Origin of the sequence: Streptomyces viridosporus T7A (genome assembly GCF_008704515.1) — a bacterium.
Lineage (GTDB): Bacteria > Actinomycetota > Actinomycetes > Streptomycetales > Streptomycetaceae > Streptomyces > Streptomyces viridosporus.
Genome location: NZ_CP023700.1, coordinates 3,061,339 through 3,088,334, shown reverse-complemented (window position 1 = coordinate 3,088,334; position 26,996 = coordinate 3,061,339). Strand labels below are relative to the sequence as shown.

The 26,996-nt window shown below is 72.9% G+C and carries 22 protein-coding genes and 1 tRNA gene; 11 read left to right on the top strand and 12 right to left on the bottom strand.

Annotation, left to right across the window (positions count from 1 at the left end):
• Window positions 1–4 precede the first annotated feature (4 nt).
• Both CP969_RS14325 and CP969_RS14320 read right to left on the bottom strand, forming a co-directional pair.
• Entirely contained in the window at window positions 5–3,325 is a 3,321-nt protein-coding gene (locus CP969_RS14325) for a S8 family serine peptidase (RefSeq protein ID WP_016826257.1), read from the bottom strand.
• 273 nt (window positions 3,326–3,598) lie between these two features.
• Entirely contained in the window at window positions 3,599–4,147 is a 549-nt protein-coding gene (locus CP969_RS14320) for a CGNR zinc finger domain-containing protein (protein ID WP_016826258.1), read from the bottom strand.
• Window positions 4,148–4,273: 126 nt separating this feature from the next.
• On the opposite strand from CP969_RS14320, the gene CP969_RS14315 reads away from it, so the two are divergent.
• The 4 genes from CP969_RS14315 (at window position 4,274) to CP969_RS14300 (ending at window position 8,919) form a co-directional block, all read left to right on the top strand.
• On the top strand, window positions 4,274–4,717 hold the full coding sequence (locus tag CP969_RS14315) for a VOC family protein (protein WP_004988079.1): 444 nt from the start codon (window positions 4,274–4,276) through the stop codon (window positions 4,715–4,717).
• 2 nt (window positions 4,718–4,719) lie between these two features.
• Window positions 4,720–5,619: a pyridoxamine 5'-phosphate oxidase family protein gene (locus CP969_RS14310; RefSeq protein ID WP_016826259.1), complete on the top strand. Its 900-nt coding sequence runs from the start codon at window positions 4,720–4,722 to the stop codon at window positions 5,617–5,619.
• Between the two features lie 301 nt (window positions 5,620–5,920).
• On the top strand, window positions 5,921–7,666 hold the full coding sequence (locus CP969_RS14305; protein ID WP_016826260.1) for a TIGR03767 family metallophosphoesterase: 1,746 nt from the start codon (window positions 5,921–5,923) through the stop codon (window positions 7,664–7,666).
• A 92-nt stretch (window positions 7,667–7,758) separates the two neighbouring features.
• Entirely contained in the window at window positions 7,759–8,919 is a 1,161-nt protein-coding gene (locus CP969_RS14300) for a serine hydrolase domain-containing protein (protein ID WP_150474929.1), read from the top strand.
• A 91-nt stretch (window positions 8,920–9,010) separates the two neighbouring features.
• On the opposite strand, the gene CP969_RS14295 is transcribed toward CP969_RS14300, so the two are convergent.
• Together CP969_RS14295 and pepN are read right to left on the bottom strand one after the other, a co-directional pair.
• Window positions 9,011–10,099 carry a hypothetical protein gene (locus tag CP969_RS14295; RefSeq protein ID WP_016826262.1) on the bottom strand — a complete coding sequence of 363 codons (1,089 nt, stop codon included), beginning with the start codon at window positions 10,097–10,099 and terminating at the stop codon, window positions 9,011–9,013.
• A 246-nt stretch (window positions 10,100–10,345) separates the two neighbouring features.
• Window positions 10,346–12,922, bottom strand: a complete 2,577-nt coding sequence (gene pepN, locus CP969_RS14290) for an aminopeptidase N (RefSeq protein WP_016826263.1) — start codon at window positions 12,920–12,922, stop codon at window positions 10,346–10,348.
• Between the two features lie 139 nt (window positions 12,923–13,061).
• Here pepN and CP969_RS14285 point away from each other — a divergent pair, with 139 nt between their 5' ends.
• Window positions 13,062–13,709, top strand: a complete 648-nt coding sequence (locus CP969_RS14285) for a mycothiol-dependent nitroreductase Rv2466c family protein (protein ID WP_004988091.1) — start codon at window positions 13,062–13,064, stop codon at window positions 13,707–13,709.
• Window positions 13,710–13,722: 13 nt separating this feature from the next.
• On the opposite strand, the gene CP969_RS14280 is transcribed toward CP969_RS14285, so the two are convergent.
• The 4 genes from CP969_RS14280 to CP969_RS14265 form a co-directional block, all read right to left on the bottom strand.
• On the bottom strand, window positions 13,723–13,965 hold the full coding sequence (locus CP969_RS14280; RefSeq protein ID WP_004988093.1) for a hypothetical protein: 243 nt from the start codon (window positions 13,963–13,965) through the stop codon (window positions 13,723–13,725).
• A gap of 158 nt (window positions 13,966–14,123) precedes the next feature.
• Window positions 14,124–14,468, bottom strand: a complete 345-nt coding sequence (locus tag CP969_RS14275; protein ID WP_016826265.1) for a Fe-Mn family superoxide dismutase — start codon at window positions 14,466–14,468, stop codon at window positions 14,124–14,126.
• A 139-nt stretch (window positions 14,469–14,607) separates the two neighbouring features.
• Window positions 14,608–15,987: an amino acid permease gene (locus CP969_RS14270; RefSeq protein WP_016826266.1), complete on the bottom strand. Its 1,380-nt coding sequence runs from the start codon at window positions 15,985–15,987 to the stop codon at window positions 14,608–14,610.
• Between the two features lie 118 nt (window positions 15,988–16,105).
• Complete coding sequence (locus CP969_RS14265) at window positions 16,106–16,354, bottom strand: hypothetical protein (protein ID WP_223887182.1); 249 nt, start codon at window positions 16,352–16,354, stop codon at window positions 16,106–16,108.
• A gap of 304 nt (window positions 16,355–16,658) precedes the next feature.
• On the opposite strand from CP969_RS14265, the gene CP969_RS14260 reads away from it, so the two are divergent.
• Complete coding sequence (locus CP969_RS14260; protein WP_016826268.1) at window positions 16,659–17,240, top strand: biotin transporter BioY; 582 nt, start codon at window positions 16,659–16,661, stop codon at window positions 17,238–17,240.
• 564 nt (window positions 17,241–17,804) lie between these two features.
• Here the strand turns inward: CP969_RS14260 and CP969_RS14255 are convergent.
• Window positions 17,805–19,325: an amino acid permease gene (locus CP969_RS14255; protein ID WP_016826269.1), complete on the bottom strand. Its 1,521-nt coding sequence runs from the start codon at window positions 19,323–19,325 to the stop codon at window positions 17,805–17,807.
• 260 nt (window positions 19,326–19,585) lie between these two features.
• On the opposite strand from CP969_RS14255, the gene CP969_RS14250 reads away from it, so the two are divergent.
• Window positions 19,586–20,071 (top strand): ribose-5-phosphate isomerase, encoded by a 486-nt coding sequence (locus tag CP969_RS14250; protein WP_004988099.1) that lies wholly within the window; start codon window positions 19,586–19,588, stop codon window positions 20,069–20,071.
• A gap of 141 nt (window positions 20,072–20,212) precedes the next feature.
• Window positions 20,213–21,049 carry an Fpg/Nei family DNA glycosylase gene (locus CP969_RS14245; protein ID WP_016826270.1) on the top strand — a complete coding sequence of 279 codons (837 nt, stop codon included), beginning with the start codon at window positions 20,213–20,215 and terminating at the stop codon, window positions 21,047–21,049.
• Between the two features lie 21 nt (window positions 21,050–21,070).
• Here the strand turns inward: CP969_RS14245 and CP969_RS14240 are convergent, their stop codons facing one another.
• Entirely contained in the window at window positions 21,071–22,324 is a 1,254-nt protein-coding gene (locus CP969_RS14240; RefSeq protein ID WP_016826271.1) for a GNAT family N-acetyltransferase, read from the bottom strand.
• Between the two features lie 204 nt (window positions 22,325–22,528).
• On the opposite strand from CP969_RS14240, the gene CP969_RS14230 reads away from it, so the two are divergent.
• Both CP969_RS14230 and CP969_RS14225 read left to right on the top strand, forming a co-directional pair.
• Entirely contained in the window at window positions 22,529–23,707 is a 1,179-nt protein-coding gene (locus CP969_RS14230; protein ID WP_026085188.1) for a PP2C family protein-serine/threonine phosphatase, read from the top strand.
• A gap of 40 nt (window positions 23,708–23,747) precedes the next feature.
• Window positions 23,748–24,236 carry an HD domain-containing protein gene (locus CP969_RS14225; RefSeq protein WP_016826273.1) on the top strand — a complete coding sequence of 163 codons (489 nt, stop codon included), beginning with the start codon at window positions 23,748–23,750 and terminating at the stop codon, window positions 24,234–24,236.
• Between the two features lie 52 nt (window positions 24,237–24,288).
• Here the strand turns inward: CP969_RS14225 and CP969_RS14220 are convergent, their stop codons facing one another.
• Window positions 24,289–25,476 (bottom strand): acyltransferase family protein, encoded by a 1,188-nt coding sequence (locus tag CP969_RS14220; protein WP_016826274.1) that lies wholly within the window; start codon window positions 25,474–25,476, stop codon window positions 24,289–24,291.
• Window positions 25,477–26,097: 621 nt separating this feature from the next.
• On the opposite strand from CP969_RS14220, the gene CP969_RS14215 reads away from it, so the two are divergent.
• Window positions 26,098–26,292 carry a hypothetical protein gene (locus CP969_RS14215; RefSeq protein ID WP_004988114.1) on the top strand — a complete coding sequence of 65 codons (195 nt, stop codon included), beginning with the start codon at window positions 26,098–26,100 and terminating at the stop codon, window positions 26,290–26,292.
• A gap of 560 nt (window positions 26,293–26,852) precedes the next feature.
• On the opposite strand, the gene CP969_RS14210 is transcribed toward CP969_RS14215, so the two are convergent.
• Window positions 26,853–26,923: transfer RNA gene (locus CP969_RS14210), tRNA-Gly, on the bottom strand.
• Window positions 26,924–26,996: the final 73 nt, after the last annotated feature.

Sequence of the window (26,996 nt, the reverse complement as noted above, 5' to 3'; positions counted from 1 at the left end):
TCCCTTACGGAACGACCTTCTCGATCGCCACGCTGCCGACGCCCGCGACCGTGCCGCGCGCGTTGACCAGCTGGACCTGCCCGAAGAACGCACGGCCCTCGGGAGCCGCCGCGGCGGCGGTGACCTGGCCGGAGACGGTGGCCGAGGCACCGGTGCCGAGCTTCACCGGCGCGGAGCCGTCGACGGTGACGGTGCCGAGCGAGGCGGAGAAGAACACGTCCCGGTAGTCGTAGTCCGTGGAACCGGCCGGGACGGAGTAGCCCACGACCTCGACGGTGTACGTACCGGCGGCCGGCTTGGCGATGGACACCGCCTCCTCCGAGTCGCCGTCGGCGGACTGGGCGACCCGCTTGCCGCTCTGGTCGTAGACCGCCAGGTCCAGGTCGGCGGCGGCGTCGGTGACGTTGCCGATGGCCACGTCGAGCGACTGGGCGCCCTCGGGCACCTCCACCGTGGTGGTGTGCGTCTCACCGGTCCTGATGGCCGGCCGGTCGGTCTTGGACGAGCCGAGCGGGCCGCCCACCAGCTTGCCGTCCAGGGCGGCGAACGCGTTCGTCACCTTCCAGGAGACGGCGGCGGGGGTGTCGACCTTCGCCTCGGGCACGGTCACGGTCTCCGGGTCGAAGGCCGCGCCGAGGACGGCGACGTCCAGCCGGTACGGGTTGTCGAGCAGCGGCGAGGTGCGGCGCGACTCGACCTCGATCTCCCAGACGCCCGGCTGCGGGTTCGCGTACGAACGCAGGTCGGGGCGGCAGGTGTTGGCCGGGTTGGTGTAGTTCGGGTAGCAGTTGACCGTCGACGTCGGGTCGGCCGGGACGCCGTACGGGTGGATGGCGATGAACCGGGTCTGGCTCGTGCCCTTCAGCCCGCCCAGCGCGATCTCCAGCGTCTTCGCGCCCTCGGGCACGGTGACGAAGTAGGAGGTGGTGCTGTTGCGCTGCACCGAGCCCTGGGCGGAGAAGGTGTGCTGGAGCGGGGCGGAGACGACCACGGTGGTCAGGATCTGCCGGTCCACGCCCTTGGTGCTCGGGTCGTCGACCTCCAGGATGGCGCTCTTGAGGCCGGCCGAGCCGGGCGCGGCCTGGACCTTGACGGTGACCGGCTTGTTCAGCGGCAGCGCGACGGTCTTGCCGCCGACGATGCGGAAGGTGTTGCCGGCGTTGTTCTCGAGGCCGATCCTGTGCCGGACCGCGCGGTCGGGACCGGACGTACGGGTGAGGGTGATGTCGTACGTCTTCTTCTGGCCGGCCTTGAGGCCGCCCTCGCGGTCGTAGAGGCCGGTGCCGAAGCCCGGGGTCTTCAGGAACTGGTCGATCGCGGTGTCGACCGGGGCCTTGACCGTGTAGGTGTGCGCGGCGGCACCGGAGCGGATCGCCTTCCAGGCGTCCTCGATGTCGATGAGGCCGGCGCCCTCCTCGTAGGCCTGCACGCCGCTGATGTGCTCGGCGGTGGAGGTGAGGGCGGTGCGCAGCTTCGCGGGCGTCAGGTCGATGCCCTTCTGCTTCGCGGCCGACAGCAGCAGCGCGGCGGCGCCGGTGGCCTGCGGGGAGGCCATCGAGGTGCCCTGGAGCATGCCGTAGCCGGCCGGGAGGCCGTAGCCCGCCTCGGCGACCGGGGCGCCCGGCGACCAGGTCTGGATGGTGTTGATCGCGGCGCCGGGGGCGACCAGCGTCGGGGTGAAGCCGCCGTCCTCACGCGGGCCGCGCGAGGAGAAGGGCATCATGGCGTACTTCTTCTTCACCTCGGAGCCGTAGTTGGCGGCCCAGGTCTCCTTGGAGATGGTGGCGCCGACCGAGATGACCTTGTCGGCGAGCGACGGGTCGCCGATGGTGTTGGCGCCGGGGCCGGAGTTGCCCGCGGAGATCACCAGCTGGACGCCGTAGGTGTCGATCAGACGGGTGTAGAGCTCGGCGCGGGCGTTGTTGCCGTCGTTCAGCGCCGGCAGGCCGCCGATGGACATGTTGACGATGTCCACGCCGCGGTTGGTGACGAGGTCGATCATGCCCTCGGTGAGCGCGACGCTGGTGCAGCCGCCGCTCCAGGTGCAGGCGCGGGAGGAGACGATCTTCGCGCCGGGGGCGGCGCCGTTCATCTTGCCGCCGAACAGGCCGTGGGCGGCGGTGATGCCGGCGACGTGCGAGCCGTGCGAGCCCTCGATGACGCCGATGTTGACGAAGTCGGCCTTCTTGCCGACCCAGTTGCCCCCGTAGGGGTCCATCGGGACGTCCTTGCGGATCTCCACGACGAACGGCTGGCGCTCGACGACGTCGGTCTTCGGGTCGTCGGTGCCGAAGTACCCGACCTGGAAGCCGTCCTTGTACGGCTTCATCGGGGTGTCGTCGGAGAAGTCGAAGTTGTTGTTCAGGTCCACGCGGACCGTGCCGGCCGCCGGGTCGTAGAGCACGCCCCAGGAGTCGGTGGTGTCGCCGTCGCGGTTGGCGTCGCCGTTCGCGTCGCCGCCGGTGGTGTACGACTCCAGGAAGGTGCTGATCCGGTACGAGCCGGCCGGGGCCTTCCAGGTCCTGCCGTCGTAGGTGAAGGTCGATCCGGAGACGGAGGAGACCATCGGGCGCCAGGTCCGGTCGCCGTCCACGATCGGGTCGGTCGCCGTCACCCAGTCGACGATCTTGCGCTCGCCGGTGGTGGTCTTCTGCAGCGCCGGGTGGCCGAGGTCGACACCGGAGTCGAGGATGCCGATGGTGATGCCGCGGCCGTCCGCCTTCGGGTTGTCCCGGACGAAGTCGACCGCACCGGTCTCGAAGGACGGGTTGTACGGGTTCTTCGCGGGGGTCCGCCGGTCGGGCGCCGGGTAGGAGGCGCCGCCCTTGCCCGCCTTGCCGCTCGCGCCCTTGGTGGTGTCCGCGCCCGGCGTCGGGTCGTCCAGCGGGATCTCCTCGCGCAGGTCGATGCCGTGCACGGAGGAGAGCTTGGCGGCGGCGGCGATGGCCGCGTCCGCCTTGGCGGTGGGGACGGTGGCGCGGACGTAGCCGAGCGCGTCGTGGGTCCGGCCGACCGAACCGCCCTTGACCGCGTCCAGTTGCGCGGCGACCTGCTCGGTCTTCCCGGGCGCGGTGGCGATCATCATGGTGATGTGCTCGGCGCCCTCGGCCTTGGCCTCGGCGAGCAGGTCCGCGTCCTTCGAACCGAGCTTGTCGTGCGCGGACTTGACGTCACCGTCGAGGGGCGCGACGGGCGGCGCGTCGGCGGCGAGGGCCAGGGGTATCGGGCCGGCCGCGGAGAGCGCGGCGACGAGACCGGCGGCCACGGCGACACGGGCCACGCGTCTCGCGCCCGATATCGGGGCGCGCTGGGAGGTGTGGGTCATCGGCATCCCTTGGAGGTAAGGAACGGTCGTGACGCGACCGGAGCCGATCGACCCTGGCCGCGACGGTCCGGGAGGTGAACCCGGATGATCGCCGAGCCTTACGCAAGGGACTGGTGTTCGGGGAGGGTTGACCGAATCGAAATGGATGTATGGGGAAAACCCCCGGTGCATTTTTGGGGAGATGGCGCCCGAAACCGACAAGTCGTCCGGTGGGCGGCGGTGTCGGCGGTGGGCCGGGCGCCGCCCGCCCGTCCCTCAGGAGCCTTTTGCGCCTCAGGCGTCCTTCGTGCGCGCGTAATGACGGGACGCCTTCGCCCGGTTGCCGCAGGCCGCCATGGAGCACCAACGGCGGGTCCCGTTCCGCGAGGTGTCGAAGAAGTGCAGGACGCACGCCTCGTGGGCGCAGCCGCGGATCCGGTCGGGCGCGGTGTCGAGCAGGCGGAGGTAGTCGCGGGCGGCGAGCCAGGCGGGACCCCAGGACGGGTCGTCGAACTCGGGCCGCTCGCCCGGCCCGTCCGGTGTGAGGGTGGCCCGGATCCGCCCGTGGGCGAGCACGGCGTCGACCGCCTCCACGCCCTCGCCCGGTGCCCCGTCGACCGCCCTTTGCAGGGCGTCCCGCGCCCGGAGGGTGTGCCGCAGGGTCGCCGCGTCGGCGGCGAACCGGTCCTCCAGTCCGTGGGCGCCGAGCCACACCGCGAGTCCGTCGGTGTCGGTGAGCAGGTCCCGCACGGCCCCCTCCTCCGTCCACCGGGTGTTGAGCAGGTCGAGCGAGAGCGGCTCGCCGGTGAGCGGGCGCGGGTCGACGCGGTCCCGGTCGGACATGGGGGACTCCCTTCCGTGCTAACCGGTCAAGGGTACGTGAGCGGTTGACGCTGCCCACGACTAACCGTTAACGTCACTTTCAACGGTTAGATCCGCTCCTTCCGCGGGTCCGAAGAAGGGACTGTCATGACCCTGCGCCCCGGCCACACCGGCCTGAACGTCACCGACCTCGACCGCTCGCTCGCCTTCTACCGCGACGTCCTCGGCCTGCCCCTGATCGGCGAGGGCAAGGAGGACGGCAGGCGCTACGCGTTCCTGGGCGACGGCGAGCGCCTCCTGCTCACGCTCTGGCAGCAGGCGGAGCGGCCGTATGACGGCGAACGCGCCGGACTGCACCACCTCGCCTTCGAGGCGGACTCGATCGAGCGGGTCAGGGAGTACGAGGAGGCCCTGCGCGCCCACGGCACCGCGTTCGCCCACGAGGGCGTCGTCGCCCACGGCGAGGGCGCGGCGTCCGGCGGCATCTTCTTCCACGACCCGGACGGAACGCGCCTGGAGATCTCGGCGCCGAGCGGCGCCGAGGGCGCCCCCGCACCTCACGGGACCGCCCCGACCTGCGGTTTCTTCTAGTCATGGAGACGACCACGCGCGTGTACCACGCGGGCTCGCGCGCCGTGCAGGACCGCGTGGGCGTCCGCGAGGCCGCCGATCACGTCGGCCGGTCCATCGGGCCCGGCATCAAACCGGTGGCGGCGGCCTTCCTGGAACGCCGGCCGCTGCTGGTGGTCGGCGCCGCCGCCCCGGAGACCGGCAGGGTGTGGGCCTCCCCGCTCGCCGGCGCCCCCGGCTTCGTGCGGGCCACGGGTCCGCGGCAGCTGTCGGTCACCGGCGGGCTCCGTCCGGCGGACCCGCTGGCGACCGCCCTCGCCACCGGCGGAACCCACGTCGGCACCCTCGCCCTGGATCCGTGCACCCGCCGCCGCATGCGCCTCAACGGCCGGTCGCGCCCCACCCCCCGGGGCTTCGCGGTCGAGGCGGACCGGGTGTTCGCCAACTGCCCCAAGTACCTGCAGAAGCGGGAGTCGTACGAGGTGGTCGCCGACCGCGAGCCGGGCGAGTCCCGCCGCACCCACCGCCTCACCGACGCGCAGCGGGCGTTCGTCGACTCGGCCGACACTTTCTTCATCGCCACCGTCCACGAGGACGGCGCCGAGGCCGGCCACCGGGGCGGCAACCCCGGTTTCGTCCGGACCGTCTCACCGACCGAGCTGACCTGGCGCGACTACCCGGGCAACGCCATGTTCCTCACCCTCGGCAACCTGGCCGTGGACCCCCGGGCGGGACTGCTCTTCCTGGACTGGACGACGGGGGCGACCCTCCTGCTCACCGGCGAGGCGCGCACCGAGTTCACGTCCGGCGGCGAGCGCCGGGTCCGCTTCACCCTCACGGAGGCCGTGGACACTCCGCGCGCCGTGCCGCTGCGCTGGTCCGCCCCCGCGTACTCACCCGCCAACCCGACACCGCCGGGGTGACGTCCCGCACTCGGGCCCGGACCCGGACCCGGCACGGGGCGGGTCCGGGTCCGGGTCCGCGGGGCCGGCGCCGCCCTGCCCCGCGAGATGAACGCGCAGTGACCGCCGCCGGACCGGCGCGGGAGCGGTCGGCGACACCCGGAGGGGTCCGAGATCCACGTACGGCGATCGGTGTTGCGCGTTGCCGTCTCGTTCACACGCAGGTCATCCCCGGTGCCGAGCATCCGGTACGAGCGGAGCGCCCGTCCGACGGGCACCCCGCGACCACTGCCGAGGCGTTCGCACCCGGGGAGACACGCGCATGTCGCGCCTACGTTCCGTCACCGGTTCCACTGGACTCCACCGTCGTTCCCTCCTCGCCGCCGCCGGGGCGGCGGCCGTCACCGCCGGGGCCGGTCACACCCTGTGGCCCGGGGACGGCCGGGCCGCCGCCGCGGCCGGGGAGGGCGTGCCCGCCTCCTCGCGGCCGGCACCGCCCGCCCCGCTCGCCCCCTACACCCGCGGCACCACCCTCGCCGGTACGGCCGTCCCGGTCGGGGCCGCGGGCTACCGCCGCCTCGGTGACGGGCCGGGCTGGCGCCGCGTGGTGCGCGGCGAGCTCGCCGCGCCCCGCACCGGCCGGGCCGACCGCCGTACCGCGCTCACCGCGTTCGTGCAGCTCACCGATCTGCACCTGACCGACGTCCAGCACCCGCTGCGGCTGGAGTACCTGCGCTCGGCCGACGTGCACGCCTGGCGGCCGCAGGAGGCGCTCACCGTGCAGGGCGCGGTCGCCCTCGTGGAACGGATCAACGCGCTGCGGGGCGCCCCGGCCACCGGCTCACCGCTGCACTTCGCGATGACCACCGGCGACAACACGGACAACAACACCCGCTCCGAGCTGGAATGGTTCCTGACGGTGATGAGCGGGGGCCGCGTCACCCCCGACACGGGCGACCCGCGCCACTACGAGGGCGTCCAGAACAGCGGCCTGAAGCAGTACTGGCAGCCGGACGCCGCCGTCCGCGACGCCGACAAGCGCCTCGGCTTCCCGCACCTGGACGGCTTCCTCGCGGCGGCCCTCCGCCCGGTGGACAGCCCCGGCCTCGGCCTCCCCTGGTACTCCACCGTCGGCAACCACGACACGATGCCGCTCGGCTGCTACGCCTCGCACGACGACCCCCGCCTCACCGACCTGGCGGTGGGCGGACGGAAGCTGATGGACGTCCCCGCGGCCGAGGCGCGCAGACTCCAGCAGGCCATCCGGAAGGCCACGGACCCCAAGGGCGTGCGGTACGGCGAGTTCCTGGCGGCCCACGCCCGCGCCGCGCGCCCCGTCACCCCCGACGACCGGCGCGCCCCCTTCACCGCCGCCGAGTACCTGCGGGCCCACCTCGACCCGGCGCACCGGGGCGCCGGCCCGGTCGGGCACGGCTACACCGCCGACAACCTCGACGCCGGCACCCAGTACTACGCCTTCCGCATCGCCGACGACGTGGTCGGCGTCAGCCTCGACACCACCCACCCGGGCGGCCACTACGCGGGCTCCCTCGACACGGCCCAACTGCGCTGGCTGGAGCGCACCCTGCGCACCCACGAGGACTCCCACGCGATCGTCTTCAGCCACCACACCAGCACGTCGATGACCAACACCCACCGCGACCCGGCCCGCCCCGACGAACGGCGCCACGGCGGCGAGGAGGTCCTCGCGCTCCTCGGCCGCCACCGCAACGTGGTGGCCTGGGTCAACGGCCACATCCACCGCAACGCCGTCACCCCGCACACCGGGCCCGGCGGCTCCTTCTGGGAGATCTCCACCGCCTCCCACATCGACTTCCCGCACCTGGCCCGGATCGTCGAGCTGGTGGACAACAGGGACGGCACGCTCTCCCTCTTCACCACCCTCGTCGAGTCCGCCGCCCCCTCCCGCACCGACTTCGACGATCTCTCCCCGACCGGCCTCGCCGCCCTCTACCGCGAGCTGTCCCACAACGCCCCGGGCGCCCGCACCGACCTGGCCGGCGACCCGGGGGACCGCAACACGGAGCTGCTGCTGAGGAAGGGCTGAAACCGGTCGACCCCCGTGGCCGGGGCAACCCCGCGGGCTCCGTCCGCGGTCCCTCCCTGCGACCACACCCCGAGGGACAGGGAGGCACGCGCGTGCGGACGAGGATGCGGGCGGCGGCGGCGGTGGTGGCGGCGGCCCTCTCGGCGGTCCTGGCGGCCCCCGCCGTGGCGGCGCCCCCGGGGCCCGGAGCCGCGAGCGCCACCGGCGACCACCGGGCGACCCGCCAGGCGATGCGGGCCGCGGTCGACGCCGGCGTGCCCGGGGTGACGGCGACGGTGAGGGACCGGCGGGGCACCTGGTCGGCGACCGCCGGAGTGGGCGACCTCCGCACGGGGCAGGAGCGCTCCCCGCACGACCGCTACCGGATCGGCAGCGTCACCAAGACCTTCGTGGCGACGGTGCTGCTGCAACTGGAGGCGGAGGGCAGGCTGTCCCTGGACGACACCGTCGACACCTGGCTGCCCGGCCTGGTGACCGGCAACGGCCACGACGGCACCCGGATCACCCTGCGGCAGCTGCTGAACCACACCAGCGGCATCTTCAACTACACGGCGGACGAGGACTACCAGCGGAGGTACTCCACGGAGGAGGGCTTCTTCGAGCACCGCTACGACACCTGGGCCCCAAAGGACCTGGTGCGGGTCGCCCTGGCCCACGAGCCGTCCTTCGAGCCCGGCGCCCCCGGGGAGTGGGAGTACTCCAACACCAACTACGTCCTGGCCGCCCTGGTGATCGAGCAGGCCACCGGCCGCCCCTACGGGGAGGAGGTCCGCCGGCGCGTCATCGAGCCCCTGCACCTGACCGCGACCTCGGTCCCCGGCACCCGGGTCTCCCTGCCCCGGCCCAGCAGCCGCGCCTACTCCAAGCCGGCGTCGGCCGTCACGGGCCCCACCCACGACGTCACGCTCCTCAACCCGTCCCGCGCCTTCGCGGCGGGCGAGATGATCTCCGACTCCGAGGACCTGAACCGCTTCCACCGCGCCCTGCTGACGGGCCGGCTGCTCCCTCCGGAGCAACTGGACGAGATGACCACCACGGTGCCCGTGGGTCCCGGCCACGACTACGGCCTCGGCCTGATGAGGATGACGCTGAGCTGCGGCGTGACCATCTGGGGCCACAGCGGCGGGATCTCCGGCTCCAGGACCGTCGCCGGCACGACGGGGGACGGCCGGCACTCCCTGGCGTTCAACTTCAACGGCGACTGGGCGGGGGACACCGAGGCGGTCGTCGAGGCGGAGTTCTGCGGCGGCTGACGCCCGCGCCCCGGGCGCACGCGGAGGGACCACCGGGCACGGCTCCCGGCGGTCCCTCCGCTCCCCTCCTGCGCGACGCCGTGGTGCCGCCCTAACGGGGCAGCACCACCACGTACGCCGCCGGATCGCGGTCGGCCGAGGCCGTCAGGGCCGTGCGGACCACCGCCGCCTGCTGCTCCATCGCGTCCCTCAGCCCCCGCGGGGTGAGGTGGACGACCGTGATGCCGAGGCGCTCCAGGTGCTCGCGCTTGCGGGCGTACTCCGACCACTGGGCGTCGTCCTCCGCCCGCCCGCCCGGGCGCGGCGCCCGGGTGTCCAGCTCCAGCGCCACCGCCTGCTCCGGCCAGAACGCGTCCAGGCCGCCGAGGTGGGGGCCGCCCGGCAGGCGCAGATCGACGTTCCACACCGGTTCCGGCAGACCGTGCTCGCGCACCATCCGGTACAGCCGGGACTCCGCCATCGAGCGGCCCTCGGCCAGCAGCGCGTCCACCGCGTCCACCACGTGCGGCCGGTTCAGCAGCCGGGCCCGGGTCAGCTCCCGCACCACCGCGGCCGGTTCGCAGTGGCCGCCGCGCACCGCCTCGGTCAGCATCCGGCGGACCGTGTCCGCGTCCTCGAGGCCCGCCACCGCGTCGGCCAGCGCGCGCGGCACCGGCGCCACCGGGACGGGGGCGCCCCCCGCTCGGACGGAGTCGGGCGCCTGGGGGACCGTCACCCGCACCGGCGTGGGCAGGTCGGAGGTGCGCACGATGCGGGCGCAGCCCGTCGAGCGCAGCCGGCGCAGGCGCGGGACCAGGACGTCGAAGGTCTCCAGCGACGGCAGCGGGGGAGTGGAGGTGAAGCCGTGCAGGGTCAGCGCGGCCGGTCCGGTGATCATCGCCTCCCCGTAGGAGGGCGCGGGCGTCCCGTCGGCGCCGGGCTGGACGGGGACGCCTGCCGTCCGCTCCCGGGTCGTGTACAGCAGCACCGCGTGCAGCCGCTCCGCGCTGCTCGGCGGGCCGGGGTGGAGCAGGACGACCCCGGGCAGGAGCTGCCGCCAGGGGCCGCCGGGGCGGCACTGCTCGGCGGCCTGGGCGGCGGACACGCCGTGCGCGCGCAGCTGCGCGGTGGTCAGCACGCGGCGGCTGCCGTCGGCGAGGTGGTGCAGGGGACGGGGGGAGAGCGGGGTGTTGTGGTTCATGTCCGGCAACTTCCCGCCTCAGGAGCCCCTCCGAACCCTTGTTACACATCCGTCGACAAACAAGGACAAGCCCGCACTAAAGGACATGTGTTCGGATGTCGAAAACCCCTGGTCCCTCCGGGCGGGGACCAGGGGTTACGGCCGGGATGCCCGGGTTCGGCAACGGCTGCGGACGGGGTCCGTCAGGGGGGCGGGCCGAGGTCCGCCCCCCTCACGGGAAAGCCCCGGGGACCGGCCGGGGCCGGCTCAGCCCGCCGCCGCGTCGCACGCCTGCCCGCGCAGTGCCCGCGCCAGGTCGTCCCGGGCCTCCAGGACCAGCCGGCGCAGCGCCGGGGCGGCGTCCTCGTGGGCCGCGAGCCACGCGTCCGTCGCGTCCAGCGTCGCCTGCGAGTCCTGCAGCGCGGGGAACAGGCCCCGCACCACGTCCATGCCGATCTGGATCGACCGCTCGGTCCACACCCGCTCGATCGCCGCGAAGTACTTCTCCGCGTACGGCGCGAGCAGCTCCCGCTGCGAGGCCTGGACGAAGCCCGAGATCGTCGCCTCCACCAGCGCGTTGGACAGCGCGTCCGACTCCACGACCTGCGCCCAGCACCGCGCCTTGACCTCCGCCGACGGGCGGGCGGCCAGACAGCGGACCTGGTGCCGCTTGCCGGAGGCGGTGTCGTCCCGCGCCAGCTCCTCGGCCAGGGCCTTCTCGTCCGCGGCCCCGTGCGCGGCCAGCGGCTCCAGGAACGCCCAGCGCAGCTCCTGGTCGACGTCGAGCCCCTCGACCACCGCCGTGCCGGACAGCAGGTCCTGGAGGAGCTGGAGGTCGCCCGGCGCGGAGGCCGTCCGGGCGAAGAAGCGCGCCCAGGCCAGCTGCTGCTCGCTGCCCGGCTCGGCCTCCTCCAGCTCCCGCCGGGCGCCTTCGGCGAGCAGGGCCCCGCCGGTCTCCCGCCAGGCCGGTGCGGCGTAGTGCTCCAGCGCCGACTCGGCCCAGGCGTGCAGCATCTGGAGCACCCCGATGTCGGACTCGCGCCCGGCGAACCGCAGCACCAGGTCCACGAAGTGCCGAGCGGGCAGCAGCGCGTCCCGGGTCAGGTTCCACAGCGCCGACCAGCACAGGGCGCGGGCGAGGGGGTCGGTCAGCGCGCCCAGGTGCTCCTTCAGCGTGGCCAGCGAGGTCTCGTCGAAGCGGATCTTGCAGTACGTCAGGTCGTCGTCGTTGACCAGCACCAGCTCGGGCGCCTCGGCCCCGGCCAGCTCCGCCACGACCGTACGGGCGCCCTCGACGTCCGCCTCGGCGCGCGCGTACCGCTCCAGGGCGCCGGTGTCCGTGCGCCGGTACAGGCCCACTGCCACCCGGTGCGGGCGCAGTTCGGGGTGGGACTCGGCGGCCTCCTGCACCACCGCCAGCTCGTCGATGCGGCCGTCGGCGGCCAGCAGCACCTGCGGGGTGAGGGAGTTGACGCCGGCCGTCTGCAGCCACGCCCGCGACCAGGCGGTCATGTCCCGGCCGCTGGTCTCCTCCAGGACCGACAGCAGGTCGCCGAGGCGGGTGTTGCCGTAGGCGTGGCGCTTGAAGTAGCGCCGGGCGCCCTCCAGGAACGCGTCCTGGCCGACGTAGGCCACCAGTTGCTTGAGCACCGAGGCGCCCTTGGCGTAGGTGATGCCGTCGAAGTTCAGCTTGGCGTCCTGCAGGTCGCGGATGTCCGCGGTGATCGGGTGCGTGGAGGGCAGCTGGTCCGCGCGGTAGGCCCAGGCCTTGCGGCGGTTGGCGAAGGTGATCCAGCCGTCGGTGAAGCGGGTCGCGCCGACCAGCGAGAACGCGCCCATGAAGTCGGCGAAGGACTCCTTCAGCCACAGGTCGTCCCACCACTCCATGGTGACCAGGTCGCCGAACCACATGTGCGCCATCTCGTGCAGGATCACGTTGGCGCGGCCCTCGTAGGATGCCTGCGTGACCTTGCCCCGGAAGATGAACTCCTCCCGGAAGGTCACCAGGCCCGGGTTCTCCATCGCGCCCAGGTTGTACTCGGGCACGAACGCCTGGTCGTACTTCCCGAACGGGTACGGGTAGTCGACGTGGTCGTGGAAGAAGTCCAGGCCCTGCTTGGTCACCAGGAAGACGTCGTCGGCGTCGAAGTGCGGGGCGAGGGCCTTGCGGCACATCGCGCCGAGCGGGATCCGCAGGCGCGTGCCGTCCTCGAAGTCCCGCTCGTAGGTGTCCGTCACGTAGTGGTACGGGCCCGCCACCACGCAGGTGATGTACGTCGAGATCGGCTTGGTCTCCGCGAACCGCCAGACACCGTCGGTGAGTTCACCCGTGCCGTTGCTCCACACCGTCCAGCCCTCGGGCGCCCGCACCTCGAAGCGGAACGGGGCCTTGAGGTCGGGCTGCTCGAAGCACGCGAAGACCCGGCGGGAGTCGGCCGGCTCGTACTGGGTGTACAGGTACACCTCGCCGTCCTCGGGGTCGACGAAGCGGTGCAGGCCCTCGCCGGTGCGGGAGTAGGCGCACCGGGCGTCGACGACGAGTTCGTTGTCGGCGGCGAGGTCCTCCAGCAGGATCCGGGTGCCGTCGAAGACCTCGCCGGGGTCGAGGTCCCGCCCGTTGAGGGAGACGGCCGTCACGCTCGGCGCGATCAGGTCCGCGAAGCTGCTCGCCCCCGGCTCGGCGCAGCGGAACCGGAGGGTGGTGACGGAGCGGAACGTGCGGGGCCCGTCACCGGCGGTGTCGCCGATCGCCGAACGCAGGTCGAGGGACACCTCGTACCCGTCGACGGACAGCAGGGCGGCCCGCTCCCGGGCCTCGTCGCGGGTCAGATTCTCACCGGGCACGGGCGGCACTCCTCAGGCGTCGTCGACGGGGATCATCAGGACCGATCCTGCCATGTGCCCCTGACGCGGGGCAGCCGGGAATGACCGGGAGGCGGCACGGCGTTCCCCCTGGGAGACCCCTTCCCCCGTGAGGAGCGACATGTCGGACAAGACCCCCGCCACGCCCGTCGACTTCTGGTTCGACCCGCTGTGCCCCTGGGCCTGGATGACCTCCCGCTGGATGGTGGAGGTGGAGAAGGTGCGGGACGTCAAGGTCCGCTGGCGTCTGATGAGCCTCGCCGTCCTCAACGAGGACAAGCTCGACGAGCTCCCCGAGGAGTACCGCGAGATGCTCGAGACCAAGGCCTGGGGTCCGGTCCGGGTGGTCATCGCGGCCCAGCAGGAGCACGGCGCCGAGGTGCTCGGCGACCTGTACACCGCGCTCGGCACCCGTATCCACAACCAGGGCGAGGGCCCGGAGAAGGAGACCGTCGCCGCCGCGCTGAAGGACGTCGGTCTGCCCGAGTCCCTCATGGAGCACTGGGACTCCACCCCGTACGAGCCCGAGCTGCGCGCCTCCCACAAGGAGGGCATCGACAAGGTCGGCCAGGACGTCGGCACCCCGGTCATCGCGGTCCCCGGCGCCGACGGCGAGCAGATCGCCTTCTTCGGCCCGGTCGTCACCCCCGCCCCCCGCGGCGAGGAGGCCGCCCGCCTGTGGGACGGCACCCTCGCGGTGGCCTCCGTCCCCGGCTTCTACGAGCTCAAGCGCACGCGGACGAAGGGCCCGGACTTCAGCAACCTGTGACGGGTCGCCCCGGTCACTCCAGGACGGGGATCTTGAGGGGTTCGGCGAAGGGCTTCTTGTTGAAGCCCGTGCGCAGGTTGCGGCACTGCCTGCCGGTGTCCGGGTCGAGCACGTTCACGCAGATCCAGAACTCGCCCACGCCGGCCCGTCCCAGCCGTTCCTTGAGCCAGGCCTCCTCCTTCTTGTCCAGTTGACGGTGCTGCTGGTCCGCGCCGCAGGTCCAGCAGTAGTCCTTCATCGTCCTCTGTGTCGCCATTGCGCCACTCTGACCCGGAGTGCCGTGTACCGGAAGCCCCCGCGAGTCACGTCCTCGCGGGGGCCTCCCTTTTTCCGCCTGCCGGGTGAACGGTGAGAAGGCGATCACGGGGCAGGGCGCTTCACGGGGTGCGCCGGGAGCTCCGGGCACCCCGGAGCTCAGGGGGCGGGCAGCGGCACGTCCGTGCGGGACGTGGCGGCGGCCTCGTACCGCCGGGCCACGTCCTGCCGGTCGACGACCTTCCCCACCGCCTCGGCGAAGTCCGCCTCCTGGTTCCGGTACCGCAGGTGGAAGGCGTGCTGCCAGGCGTCGAGGACCAGGATCGGCGTCGCGCCCCGGCCGACGCTCCCCCGGTGGTCGTAGACCTGCTCGAGCGGTTCGCCGCCGCCCTTCACGTACGCCGCGTGGTGCTTGGCGTGGTGCAGCTCGATGATCCCGGGGCCGAGCACGGGGGCGAGCGCGGAGTGGTCGTACGGCAGGTCGGGCAGCGTGCAGACGGGCATGACGGGGTCCCCTCCGAACTCTTGCTGCAAAAGAGTTGCAACTGCACGCTAGCAGCAGAAAGGGGCGGGCGCAGGGCCGGAGCACGCGAAACGGCCCCCGCGTGTCCACGCGGGGGCCGTCGCCGGGGCGGAGGAGGGGTCAGCTCCGGGCGCGCCTGAGCTGCCGGGCGTACCCCACCGCCGCCAGGGCCAGCGTCATCCCGCCCGAGGAGTACAGCTGCACGCGCGTGTCCGGCTCCCGGGCCATGAGGACGAAGACCGCCGCCATGCCGGCCAGCGCCGCCCAGGTCAGCCACGGGAACGCCCACATCCGCACGACCAGCTTCTGCGGCGCCTCGCGCTCCAGCCGGCGGCGCAGCCGCAGCTGCGAGACGGCGATGAAGATCCAGACGATCAGGATCACCGCGCCGATCATGTTCAGCAGCCAGGAGAAGACGTCGTCGGGCCGCCAGTAGCTCAGCAGCACGCACAGGAAGCCGAAGGCGGAGGAGGCCAGTACGGCGATCCGCGGCACCCCGCCCGACACCCGGCCCAGCACCTTCGGCCCCTGCCCGCGCTCCACCAGCGAGTAGCCGATGCGCGAGGCGCCGTAGATGTTGGCGTTCATCGCGGACAGCAGCGCGACCAGCACCACGACGTTCATCAGCTGGCCGGCGCCCGGGATGCCGAGGCGGTCCAGGGCGGCGACGTACGGGCCGTCCTCGACCACCGCCGGGGAGTCCCACGGGACCAGGGTGACGACGACCGCCATCGAGCCGATGTAGAACAGCGCGATCCGCCACATCGCCGTACGGACCGCGCTCGCCACGCCCTTGACCGGGTTCTCCGACTCGGCCGCCGCGATGGTCACGGTCTCCAGGCCGCCGTAGGCGAAGACGGACGCGAGCAGGCCGATCACCAGGCCCTCGCCGCCGTTGGGGAGGAAGTCGGTGAGGTGGGAGGCGCCCGGGGAGTCCGTGCCGGGCAGCACGCCCGCGATGGCCAGCACGCCGAGGCCGAGGAACAGGACGATCGCGCCGACCTTCAGGGCCGCGAACCAGAACTCGAACTCGCCGAAGTTCTTCACCGCCGCGAGGTTCGTCCCGCAGAACACCACCATGAACAGCGCCACCCACGCCCACTCGGGCGTGCCCGGCAGCCAGCCGGTGACGATCTTCGCGGCGCCGATGGCCTCCAGGCCGACCGCCGTGCACAGCAGGACCCAGAACGCCCAGCCGGCGGTGAAGCCCGCCCAGGGGCCGATCGCCCGCTCGGCGTGCGCCGAGAAGGAACCCGAGGAGGGGTACGCGGCCGACATCTCGCCCAGCATCCGCATCACCAGCATCACCAGGAGGCCGGAGAGGGTGTAGGCGAGGACGATCGAGGGTCCGGCGGCGGCGATCCCCGCGCCGGACCCGACGAACAGGCCGGCGCCGATGACCCCGCCGAGGGCGATCATCGACAGGTGGCGCTGTTTCAGGCCGTGCGAGAGGGAGGCGCCGTCCGCGGTGGGGGGCGTCTCGACGGAGGTGCTGGACATAGGGGCGCGGCCCGTTCGCTGTGTGGGGGTAAAACGCACCCAGTCTGGGCGGCCCCTCCTCCTTCCGGAGGGGCCGCCCAGCATACGGACACCCCCTGTGCGGAGGGTGAGACTCCGGTCACGCGGCGGCCGTGGTGCGGTGCGGGGCGACCCCCTCGATCGCGTACGACTCCTTCCCCTCGATGCCGACCGGGACGTCACCGGCGGCCGTCACCCGGTGCAGCCGGTGCAGCCGGCGCGGCAGGCCGTCGCAGTGGTCGACGGCGGGGTGCCGCGTGCCACCGGCCCGTGCGCCGGCACGGACCGGTGGGACCGGTGGCACATCGCCGGGGCGACGCGAGGCGAGGTTCCGGGCCTGGGCGACCACGCGCCGAAGCCGGCAGGACGGCCGCGCGCTGCCCGGACGGCGACCGACGCGCGGGGACGGCGTCCGACGGGCGGGGACGGCCCGTTTGGTGGGACCTCACAGACGCCCTCCCGCCGGACCCTGTCGGCGAAACCACCCCACCTCAGTGACCGGTGTCACGCCGTACCGCTGGTCACCGCCCTCCTTTGTCCGAAGCCCACCAAGCCCCCGTCGGCCCCTTTGTCGAGCGCTGACGGTGATCGGTACGAGGGCGCCGGGATAGCGTCACCGTGTCCCCGACTGCCCTCACCCTCGCGGAGTCCCCATGAGCACCGCTGCCGCCCCCTCCACCCGCACCGGCCTGGTCCTCGCCGACCTGCTTCCGGCCTCCCGCGTCCGCGACACCGCGCTCGTGCTCGGCGGTGCCGCCCTCACCGGCCTCGCCGCCCAGATCGCGGTGCCCGTCCCCGGCTCGCCGGTGCCGGTGACCGGCCAGACCTTCGCCGCGCTGCTCGTCGGCACCGCCCTCGGCGCGGGCCGCGGCCTCGCCTCCCTCGCGGTGTACGCGCTGGCGGGCCTCGCCGGGGTGCCCTGGTTCGCGAACGGCTCGCACGGGATCGGCGCGTCCTTCGGCTACATCCTCGGCATGCTGCTGGCCGCCGCCGCGGTGGGCGCCCTGGCCCGCCGCGGCGCCGACCGCTCCGTCTGGCGGACGGCGGGCACCATGGCGCTCGGCTCGGCGGTCATCTACGCCGTCGGCGTGCCCTACCTGGCCCTGTCCACCGGCATGTCCGCCTCCGCCGCGATCGCGGCCGGCCTCACCCCCTTCCTCGTCGGCGACGCCCTGAAGGCGGCCCTGGCCATGGGAGTGCTGCCGACCGCCTGGAAGTTCGTCGGCAGGCGGTGACGACCGCCCGGCAACCCGCGGAAGAGGCCCGGCAGGGCGTCCTGTGACGCCCTGCCGGGCCTCTTCCCGTGTCGCGCTACGCCGTTGTGCCGGTCCCGCCGGCCGACGGCCGGGAGGCGGGAAGGCTCGCCCGGACACCCCCCGAGGGACGGCGGCGGAACGTGAAGGCGGGGCGGAGATCCACTGCACCTGCCCGGACGGCGCGCAGGAGCCGGCCGCCGAGTCCTCCCCGGCCCGCGACGATCCGCTGCGGACCTGGCGGAGCTTCGAACGCAACGCCCGCCGGGGGCAGGGCCACCGGAAGATCCGCCTGGCGGAGACCGGGTTCCGCGGCCACCCGGCCGTGGTCCGGGAGTACCCGTTCACGCTGAGGGCGTCCCGTGCCACGCCCGCCTGCTGGGCTTCACCGCGGACGGAACGACGTACCGGATCAACACGTGGTACCGGCCGGAGGCCGAAGCGGCGGCGCCGGAGGCGTACGGGAAGGCCGAGGACGACTTCGCGGTGCTCTGGCGCGCAGGGGGCCGGGGCCCGCGGGCACACGCGCCGCGGGCCCCGGCCCCGTCACCGGGAGTCCCCGTCGGCCGGGACCCCGTCCCGCGCCCCGGCGCGTGCGGCACCGCCGTCACCGCGCCCGGCCAGGTGCTGCTTCACGAAGGCGACGGCGAGCACGAGGGCGGCGACCAGCAGCGACAACAGCACCGTGGTCCGCCCGTTGTGCTCGGTGTCGGTCAGCATGTAACCGAGCACGAACACGATCAGCGCCGCGCTGGCCCAGGTCAGGTACGGGTACAGCCACATCCGCACGACCAGCTTCTCAGGTGCCTCGGCCTGGATGATCCGCCGCATGCGCAGCTGCGAGAAGCAGATCACCAGCCAGACGAACAGCGCGACCGCGCCGGAGGAGTTGACCAGGAAGAGGAAGACCGAGTCCGGGAACTCGTAGTTGAAGAAGACGGCGACGAAGCCGAACACGACCGACGCGATGATCGCGTTCCGCGGCACGCCCCGGCGGGTGGTCCGGGCGAACGCCTTCGGCGCGTCCCCCCGCCGACCGAGCGAGAAGGCCATCCGGGAGGCCGTGTAGAGACCGGAGTTGAGGCAGGACAGCACGGACGTCAGCACGATGAAGTTCATGATCTGACCGGCGTGCGCGATGCCGAGGGAGTTCAGGGCGGCGACGTACGAGCCGTCCTCGGCGATCGACTCGCTGTTCCACGGCAGCAGGCAGACGACGACGAAGATCGACCCGAGGTAGAAGACGCCGATGCGCCAGATGATGCTGTTGGTCGCCTTGGTCACGGCCCGTTGCGGGTCCTCCGACTCACCGGCCGCCAGGGTCGCGATCTCGCTGCCCATGAAGGAGAAGACGACGAGCAGGATGCCGGTGAGGATGGCGCCGGCGCCGTGGGGCAGGAAGCCGCCGTGCTCGGTGAGGTTGCCGAGCCCCGCGGAGTCGCTGTCCACCCCGGGCAGCACACCGAAGACGGCCAGTCCGCCGATGACGATGAACGCGCCGATGGCGACGACCTTGATCCCGGCGAACCAGAACTCGAACTCGCCGTAGGAACCGACGGACGCGAGGTTGGTGGCGGTCAGCACCACCATCACGATGAGGGCCCAGCCCCACTGGGGAACGGCCGGTATCCACCCTTCGAGGATGGTGGCCCCGGCGGTCGCCTCCACCGCCAGCACCACGACCCAGAAGAACCAGTAGAGCCAGCCGATCGAGAACCCGGCCCAGGGCCCGAGCGCGCGGTCGGCGTGGGCGGAGAAGGACCCGGACGTCGGGTTGGCCGCCGACATCTCACCGAGCATCCGCATCACCAGCACCACGAGCGTGCCGACGAGGGCGTAGGAGAGGAGGATCCCGGGACCGGCGGCCGCGATGCCCGAGCTGGAACCGACGAACAGGCCGGCGCCGATGACACCGCCGATGGCGATCATCGACAGGTGGCGGTTCTTGAGTCCGGCCTGCAGACCGGACCCGTCCCCTCCGGGGCCGTCGGTGCTGCCGGAAGAGGGGGTTCCCGTGGGGTCTCCGGGACTGTTGCCGGTCGTTTTGAGGGTCGGCTGCGAGGTCATGGAGCGGATTTCCTTTGCGCCGTGGGGGCCGTTCCCCGGATGAATCCGGTGAGCGTGGGGGAGTGTCGGCACATGCGGACGTGGGGGTCCGATGCGGCGGGTATACGGGCCGGTCCAGTGAAACTGAGGTGAACGGATTCGAGAACCTGTGAATGAGGATTTTTACTCGACCTTTCCCTGAGGTTCAGTGATTCTCCTCACGCTTCTGGGTCTCAGCACCCCGCGCGCCTTCCCGGAAGTCCGCGTGTCACACTCGGACCATGCGCGTGTACCTCGGTTCCGACCATGCCGGCTACGAACTCAAGAACCACCTCGTCGAGTGGCTCAAGGGCGCGGGTCACGAGCCCGTCGACTGCGGGCCCCACATCTACGACGCCCAGGACGACTACCCGCCCTTCTGCCTCCGCGCCGCCGAGCGGACCGCCGCCGACCCCGGCGCCCTCGGCATCGTGATCGGCGGCTCCGGCAACGGCGAGCAGATCGCCGCGAACAAGGTGAAGGGCGTGCGGGCGGCCCTGGCGTGGAGCGAGGAGACGGCGGCCCTGGGCCGTCAGCACAACAACGCCAACGTGGTCGCGGTGGGTGCGCGCATGCACACGCAGGACGAGGCCACCGCGTTCGTGGAGACCTTCCTGAACACCCCGTTCTCGCAGGACGAGCGCCACATCCGCCGCATCGACATGCTCGCCGACTACGAGACCACCGGCGACCTCCCCCCGATCCCGCCCCACCACCCCCAGCAGTAACCGGGACGCACACCGGCCCCCGCCGAGAACCGGAAGGCCCCGCGGCGGGGGCGGCGACCGGCGTGCCCGTGCGCGGGACGTACGAGACGCGCGGGACGTGCGGGAGACGGAGGAGGGGGATCAGGCAGGAGAGGGGAGCCCGTGCCCGAGGGACACACCATTCACCGGCTGGCCGAGGACTACGCCGCCGCCTTCGCGCACCGCGCGCCCCTGCGCGTCACCAGCCCCCAGGGCAAGTTCGCCGACGCCGCCACCCTCCTCGACCGCACGCCCCTGCACACCACCGACGCCCACGGCAAGCACCTCTTCCTCGGCTTCGGCGACCCGGACCCGGAGCACCCGGAACACACCGAGTGGGTCCACATCCACCTCGGCCTCTTCGGCAAGGTCACCTTCGGCCCGGCCCCCGCGCCGCCGCCCACCGACACCGTCCGGCTGCGCCTCGCCGGCGACACGTCCTACGTCGACCTGCGCGGTCCCACCACCTGCGCCCTGATCACGGACGCCGAGAAGCAGGCGATACACGACCGCCTCGGCCCCGATCCCCTGCGCCCGGACGCGGACCCGGCCGCCGCGTACCGCAGGATCGGCCGCAGCCGTACGACGATCGCCGCCCTCCTCATGGACCAGAAGGTCATCGCCGGCGTGGGCAACGTCTACCGCGCCGAGGTCCTCTTCCGGCACCGGATCGACCCGTACCGGGCGGGCCGGGACATCACCCCGGCCGAGTGGGACGCGATCTGGAGCGACCTGGTCGTCCTCATGCGCGAGGGCGTCCGCACCAACCGCATCGACACCGTCCGCCCGGAACACACCCCCGAGGCGATGGGCCGCCCGCCGCGCGTGGACGACCACGGCGGCGAGGTGTACGTGTACCGCAGGGCCCCTCTGCCCTGCCACGTCTGCGGCGGCGAGATCCGCACCGCCGATCTCGCCGCCCGCAACCTCTTCTGGTGCCCCACCTGCCAGGACACCTGAGGTCAGGTCACCGCACGGCCCTCAGAAGCCGTGCGGCAGCCACGGCGCCGCGCCACCGCTGCCGAACGCCAGGGACGCCTCCGCCAGCGCCCCCCGCCGCACCTCGCGCACCCGGCCGGCCGCGGCCAGCGCCGCGAGGCTCACCCCGCCGAGGTACGCGGCGCCCAACTCCCGTATGGACAGGGTGAGGTCCGCCGCGTCCTCGGTGCGCTCGCAGGACGCCCCCTTCGCGTCCCCGCTCAGCCGCCAACGCCCCGTGTTCCAGGGGCAGAACGCGTCCTCCACCTCGAACACCACGTCCACCGGTGTCTGGTACGTCCGCACCTCGAGGGCCTCCCCGACGTCGACCAGCCGTACGTGCAGCGCGTCCCGCAGGACCGGCCGGCACCGCCGGAGGTCCGCCACCATGTGCTGCCAGCCCTCGTCGACCGGCCGCCCCCGCGCCACCAGCGTCGACGTCAGGTCGATGGAGAACAGGAACCGCCACAGCGCCGCGTCCGCCGCCGGGTCCAGCGCGTCCAGGGAGCTCAGGACCACCGTGCCCTCGGGCCCGGCCGGTCCCCAGCCCGGCTTCACGCGGAACCGCGCGTACCCGACCGTCTCGCCGTCCCGCTCGGCGACGACGCACTGCAGCGGAGACCCCCCGTCCCGCTCGCTCTCCGGGTCGAGCACGCCCAGCCGCTCCCAGCCGGGCCGGCGGGCGAGCATCCCCGGCCGCCGGGCCACCAGCCGGGCGTAGACCGCCTCGCAGGCGTCGAGCACGTCGGTCGGCGTCGCGTACCGCAGCCGCACGGCGTCGGTGCCGGCCGGGACCGACAGCCCCGCCCGCTCCGTGTCGATCTCGGCGTCCGTCTGGAACGAGGCCGTCCCGTACCCGAACCGGCCGTAGATCGCCGGCTCGGACGCGGTGAGCACCGCCAGCGGCTCGCCCCAGGACCGCACGTCGTCCAACTGCCGCCGCATCAGCGACGTCAGCACCCCGCGCCGCCGGTGCGTGGCGGCCACGCTCACCCCCGTGACGCCCGCGGCGGGCACGGACGCGCCCCCGGGCACGGTCAGCCGGAACGAGAACGCGCCCGCCGTCCCCACGCACGCGTCGCCGTCCCAGGCGGCCAGGAACCGGCCGAACTCGGTCAGCGAGTTCCACAGCTCCCGCTCCTCGGGCGCCTCCTGGACCCCGCCGAAGGCACGGAGCAGCGTCTCGTACCACTGGTCCCACTCGTCCGGAGCCAGGTTCCGCAGCACGGGTTCGAAGTACGCTGAGCCGTCGGTCACATCACTCGTCCCAATCGTTTCACGCGCGCGCTCGTTCGCCATGATCCATGCCTACCAGGGCAGGACAGGGCGAGCGAAGGAATTTCTCCCGGGCGGCCCCATGACGGCGTCCGGTGAAGTTCACTGTGAAGTCGGTCCCCGGACGGGGGACAACCAGGACCTCCCGTGCCAAGCGGCCGGTCCGATGGATAGGGTCCCGAACTGATGGCAGCAGGACGAGAGCGGCGCGCGGAGGCCGATACGTTCACGGCCCGGTGGAAGAAGCAGTGGCACCGGGCCCGCGTCGGCATGCGCCGGGCCGCCGTCGACTACTTCCGCGGGGACGGCTCGGACTGGGTCGCGCTCGCCGGACTGCTCCTGACCATCCCGCTGATCACGGCCGGGACGCTCGCCAACTCCGTGTGGTGCGCGCCGGCCGCCCTGGTCGTCCCGATCGTCGCGGGCGGCCTGCTGCTGCGCCCGGCGAGCCTGCTCGGCCTGTACGCGGCGGCGGCGACCGCGCTGATCGTGGAGTCGGTGAAGCTCGGCCCCTACACCGAGGGCGCGGCCCGGGTCACCCCGGGCGTGGTCCTCACGGTTGCGGCCTGCGGTTTCTTCGGGCTGCTCGTCGCCCAGTTCCGCAGCCGGGTGGGCGTGCCCTGGCGGCGCGGCGGCACCATGCTGTTCGACCTGCGCGAACGCATCCGGGTGCAGAGCAAGCTGCCGCAGCTGCCGGACGGCTGGCACCGGGAGATGGCCCTGCGCCCGGCGGGCGGGCAGTCGTTCTCGGGCGACTTCGTGGTCGCGGCCCGGACGAACGGCGGGCGCACCCTGGAGGTCGTGCTGACGGACGTGTCCGGCAAGGGCATGGACGCCGGCTCGCGCGCCCTGCTGCTGTCGGGCGCCTTCGGCGGCCTCCTCGGCAGCCTCCCCCCGCACGCCTTCCTCCCGGCCGCCAACGGCTACCTGCTCCGCCAGGACTGGGACGAGGGCTTCGCCACCTCCATCCACCTGGTCCTCGACCTCGACTCCGGCGACTACGAGCTGTACTCCGCGGGCCATCCGCCGGGTCTCCAGCTCAGCGCGGGCAGCGGCCGCTGGGAGGAGAAGGCGGCCGACGGCCCGCTGCTGGGCGTGTACGACGGTGCCCAGTTCGACCCGGTGAAGGGCACGTTGCGCCCCGGAGACGTGCTGATGCTGTTCACGGACGGCCTGGTGGAGACCTCCGACCGGGACATCGTCGAGGGCATCGACCGGCTCACCGGCGAGGCCGACCGCTATGTCGCCGGCGGCTTCCACGGAGCCGCCTGGCACCTCATCGAGGCGGTGGCCAAGGACGTCAACGACGACCGCGCCCTGCTGCTGATCTGCCGCGAGGGCCCCACGGCGGCCGCGTCCCGCTGAACCGCGCCCCCTCTCCGGCCGGGCGGGGGACACTGGACGCGTGACGACCGAGACACCGCGCACCCCGCTGACCCCGGCCGAGGCCGTGGCCCGCGCCGCGCACGCCGGCCAGACCGACAAGGCGGGCCGGCCGTACGCCGAGCACCTGCGAGCCGTCGCCGAGGGCGTACGGCGGCGCGGCGGCGACGACGAGCAGATCGCGGCCGCCTGGCTGCACGACGCCGTCGAGGACGGCAGGCTGCCGGACCGGTGGCTCGAGGAGGCCGCGCTGACCCGGCGGACCAGGGACATCGTCCGCGCGGTCACCAAACGGCCCGGGGAGCCGCCCGAGGCGTACGCGGCCCGCATCCTCGCCACCCCCGGCGCACTGCTGGTGAAGGAGGCGGACCTGGCGCACAACGCCGACCCCGCCCGTCTCGCCGTACTGGACGGGGCGACCCGCACACGACTGACCGAGAAGTACGCGCGGATGCGCACACTCCTCGGTCTCGTGGCGGGGAACGAAGGGGCTGAGGGACTGAAGAACTGAGGGACTGAGGGGCTGGGAGACCTGGGGGCCAGGGAACCAGAGGCCAGGGGGACTAGGCGGACACCTTCTCGCGGGTCTCCCGCTTCTCCCGCAGCTCGCCCCCGCGGGCCGGTTCGGCGGTGTCCCGCTTGAACGCCCACCGCATCCTCGGCTCCATCACGCACCGGAAGACCCGCCGCACCGGCTTGGTGCACAGCAGCGTCACCATGGCGGCCGCGAGGACGGTCACGGCGATCCAGCCGAGCGGACCGTGCAGCGCCGAGTGGTCGAACCAGCCCCGGTAGTCGCCGGCCTTCACCACGAAGCCGTGCAGCAGGTAGCCGTAGAGCGTGCCCGCGCCGAGGGCGGTGAACCACAGGTGGCGGCGCGGCACCCAGGCGAAGAAGCAGGCGGTCAGCAGCAGCGAGCAGCCGAACAGGACGAGCACCATGACCGGGCCGACCCACCACGGCTCGCCCAGTTCCTGCGCGGCGTCGCGGTGGTAGAACCACGCGGTGTTCATCCGCGGCGCCGCCCACCAACCGACGGCCAGCGCCGCCGCGAACACCGGAACCGAGAGGATCCGTACCGACCGGCGGCGCACCCGGTGGAAGTGCTCGGGCCGCAGGCACAGACCGAGCACGAAGAACGGCAGGAACTGCAGGACGCGCTGCAGGTCCAGGTCGTCGCCGATGTCCGGGCTGACGCTGGCCAGCATGGCGATGCCGAGCGCCAGCGGCAGCGGGTGCCGCACCGTCTTCCAGATCGGCGTGGTCAGCCGCCACACGAACAGCGCGACCAGGAACCAGGTGAGGTACCAGGGGTCGAGGAGGCTGATCTCCTGCTGCGGATCGTTGTCGACGAACCGCTTGAAGAGGGGATAGGCGGTCTCGAAGACGATGTACGGGACGGCGACGCCGGTGATCAGCCGCTGCAGCCGGTCGGGGCGCATGTCGAAACTGCGCGAGAAGAAGCCGGAGATGATGATGAAGGCCGGCATGTGGAACGCGTACACGACCATGTACGCGGCTTCGAGGGTCCGGCTGTCGCCCTTGAGCGGCTCCCAGGCGTGACCGACGGCCACCAGCACGATCGCCAGGTACTTGGCGTTGTCGAAGAACGCGTCGCGCTGCTTGCCGGAGGGGGCCGGCCGGTCGCCCTGCCGGTTCTCCGCGGGCCGGCCCGGCACTTCGGACGCCGGCGACTGCGCGGTGGGGAGCGGAGTTCTGCGGTTGCCGTACGGTCGCTGCGAGTTCGTCACGGACCCTCCCGCCGGGAACCGGAGGAGAAGATCGGTGAACTCGCTGCGCTTGCGGGGGACGAGGCAGCGTGGAACATCTGAGGCACCCTAGCGTTGTCCGTGGGTATTCGTAAAACGACCGATGTCGTTACTGGTTATTCGGTCCGGGTACCCCGGAATCAGGAAAGTCGGCAGCGCTGCGGGCGTGATGGTCAACACACCTCATGGGTAAGGGCTTTGTGGGGGCGTACGCCCGCCTTGTCGTGATTATTCCTGAATAAAGGGCGCATGAGGCCGGCAGGTGACTCCGACGGAATGCCCGCTTCGCTCCCCTTCGTGCCTTCCCCGCGGGGATATCGAGACGGTCTCGACGGCAATTCGAATTGGCTGCGAACGCTTTGTGTGGATGCGGAAACGATCCGGTCGTATTCCCGGTGCGGGTGTTCCCTCGAATTGCCGTGCGACACGGCGCCGTCGGCCGGGGGCGGCGGGCGCGCGCACGGGGCCCGACCACCGCGGGCCGGACGATGCGTCACCGGCCGCATAGGGGGGCCGTGTTGGTGGCACGATGGTTCTGGCGGGGTGCGCGGGGATGCGTCGCCCGGGCCGGGAGAGCTGAACCGACCGAGGGTGTGATCAGTTGTGGCCATTTCACTGTCCGTGGTGCTGCTGTTGGCGATCATCCTGGTAGTGCTGCTGAGAGGGGGATCCATCAAGCCCGGGCCCGCGATCGTCGCGATCCTCTTCGGTTTCTTCCTCGCCTCGACCGGCATGGCCGACGACATCCAGCGGTTCCTGAACTCGATAGCCGAGACGATCAACTCCATCAGCTTCTGACGCGCGCCCGGCCCTCCCGTCCGGCCCCGGGACCGGCCGAGGCCGACCCCCTCCCCGGCGGCCGGGCCGCCGTGCGGCTCTCCGCCGGCGGCCTCGGTGCGTCCGCGGGAGTCCTGCCGCGCCCGGCCGATCGACACGCCGACGGCGCGGAGGGCGACCGCGGGCGCCGGGGGGCCCTCCTCCCGCGGCGGCCGGCGGCCCGCCGCTCGGATTTCCGGGCGTCGGGCGGGGGAGTCGGCGACGGCGCGTCCGATCACCTGTGCGAGCACCCGTTCGGCCCTCTCCTCGCCGAGGGCGCGACGCTCACGATGCCGCGGCGCCCACGACGAGGACCCGCGCAGTGCCGGGTCGCATCCGCTCCCCTCCCCGCCCGCAGGACGCCCGCAAGGCGCCCGCGCGACATCCGTACGGAGTACCGGCACGCGCGAACGGCGTTCCCTCCGTCCCGGCGCCGGCCGGAGCGGGCGCGCGGAGGGGCGCGGGCGGCCGGTCCGGCCCGTGGAACGGCTCAGGCCCGGGTGAGAGGTGCGCACCTCTCACCCGGGCCTGAGCCGTGTCAGAGCGGGCGACGGGAATCGAACCCGCGTAGCCAGTTTGGAAGACTGGGGCTCTACCATTGAGCTACGCCCGCACAGCGTGTGCCGCGGGTGGGTGGCCACGGCACTGACAGGCATCGTAGCGGGTCGTGCCCCTTTGTCGCACAC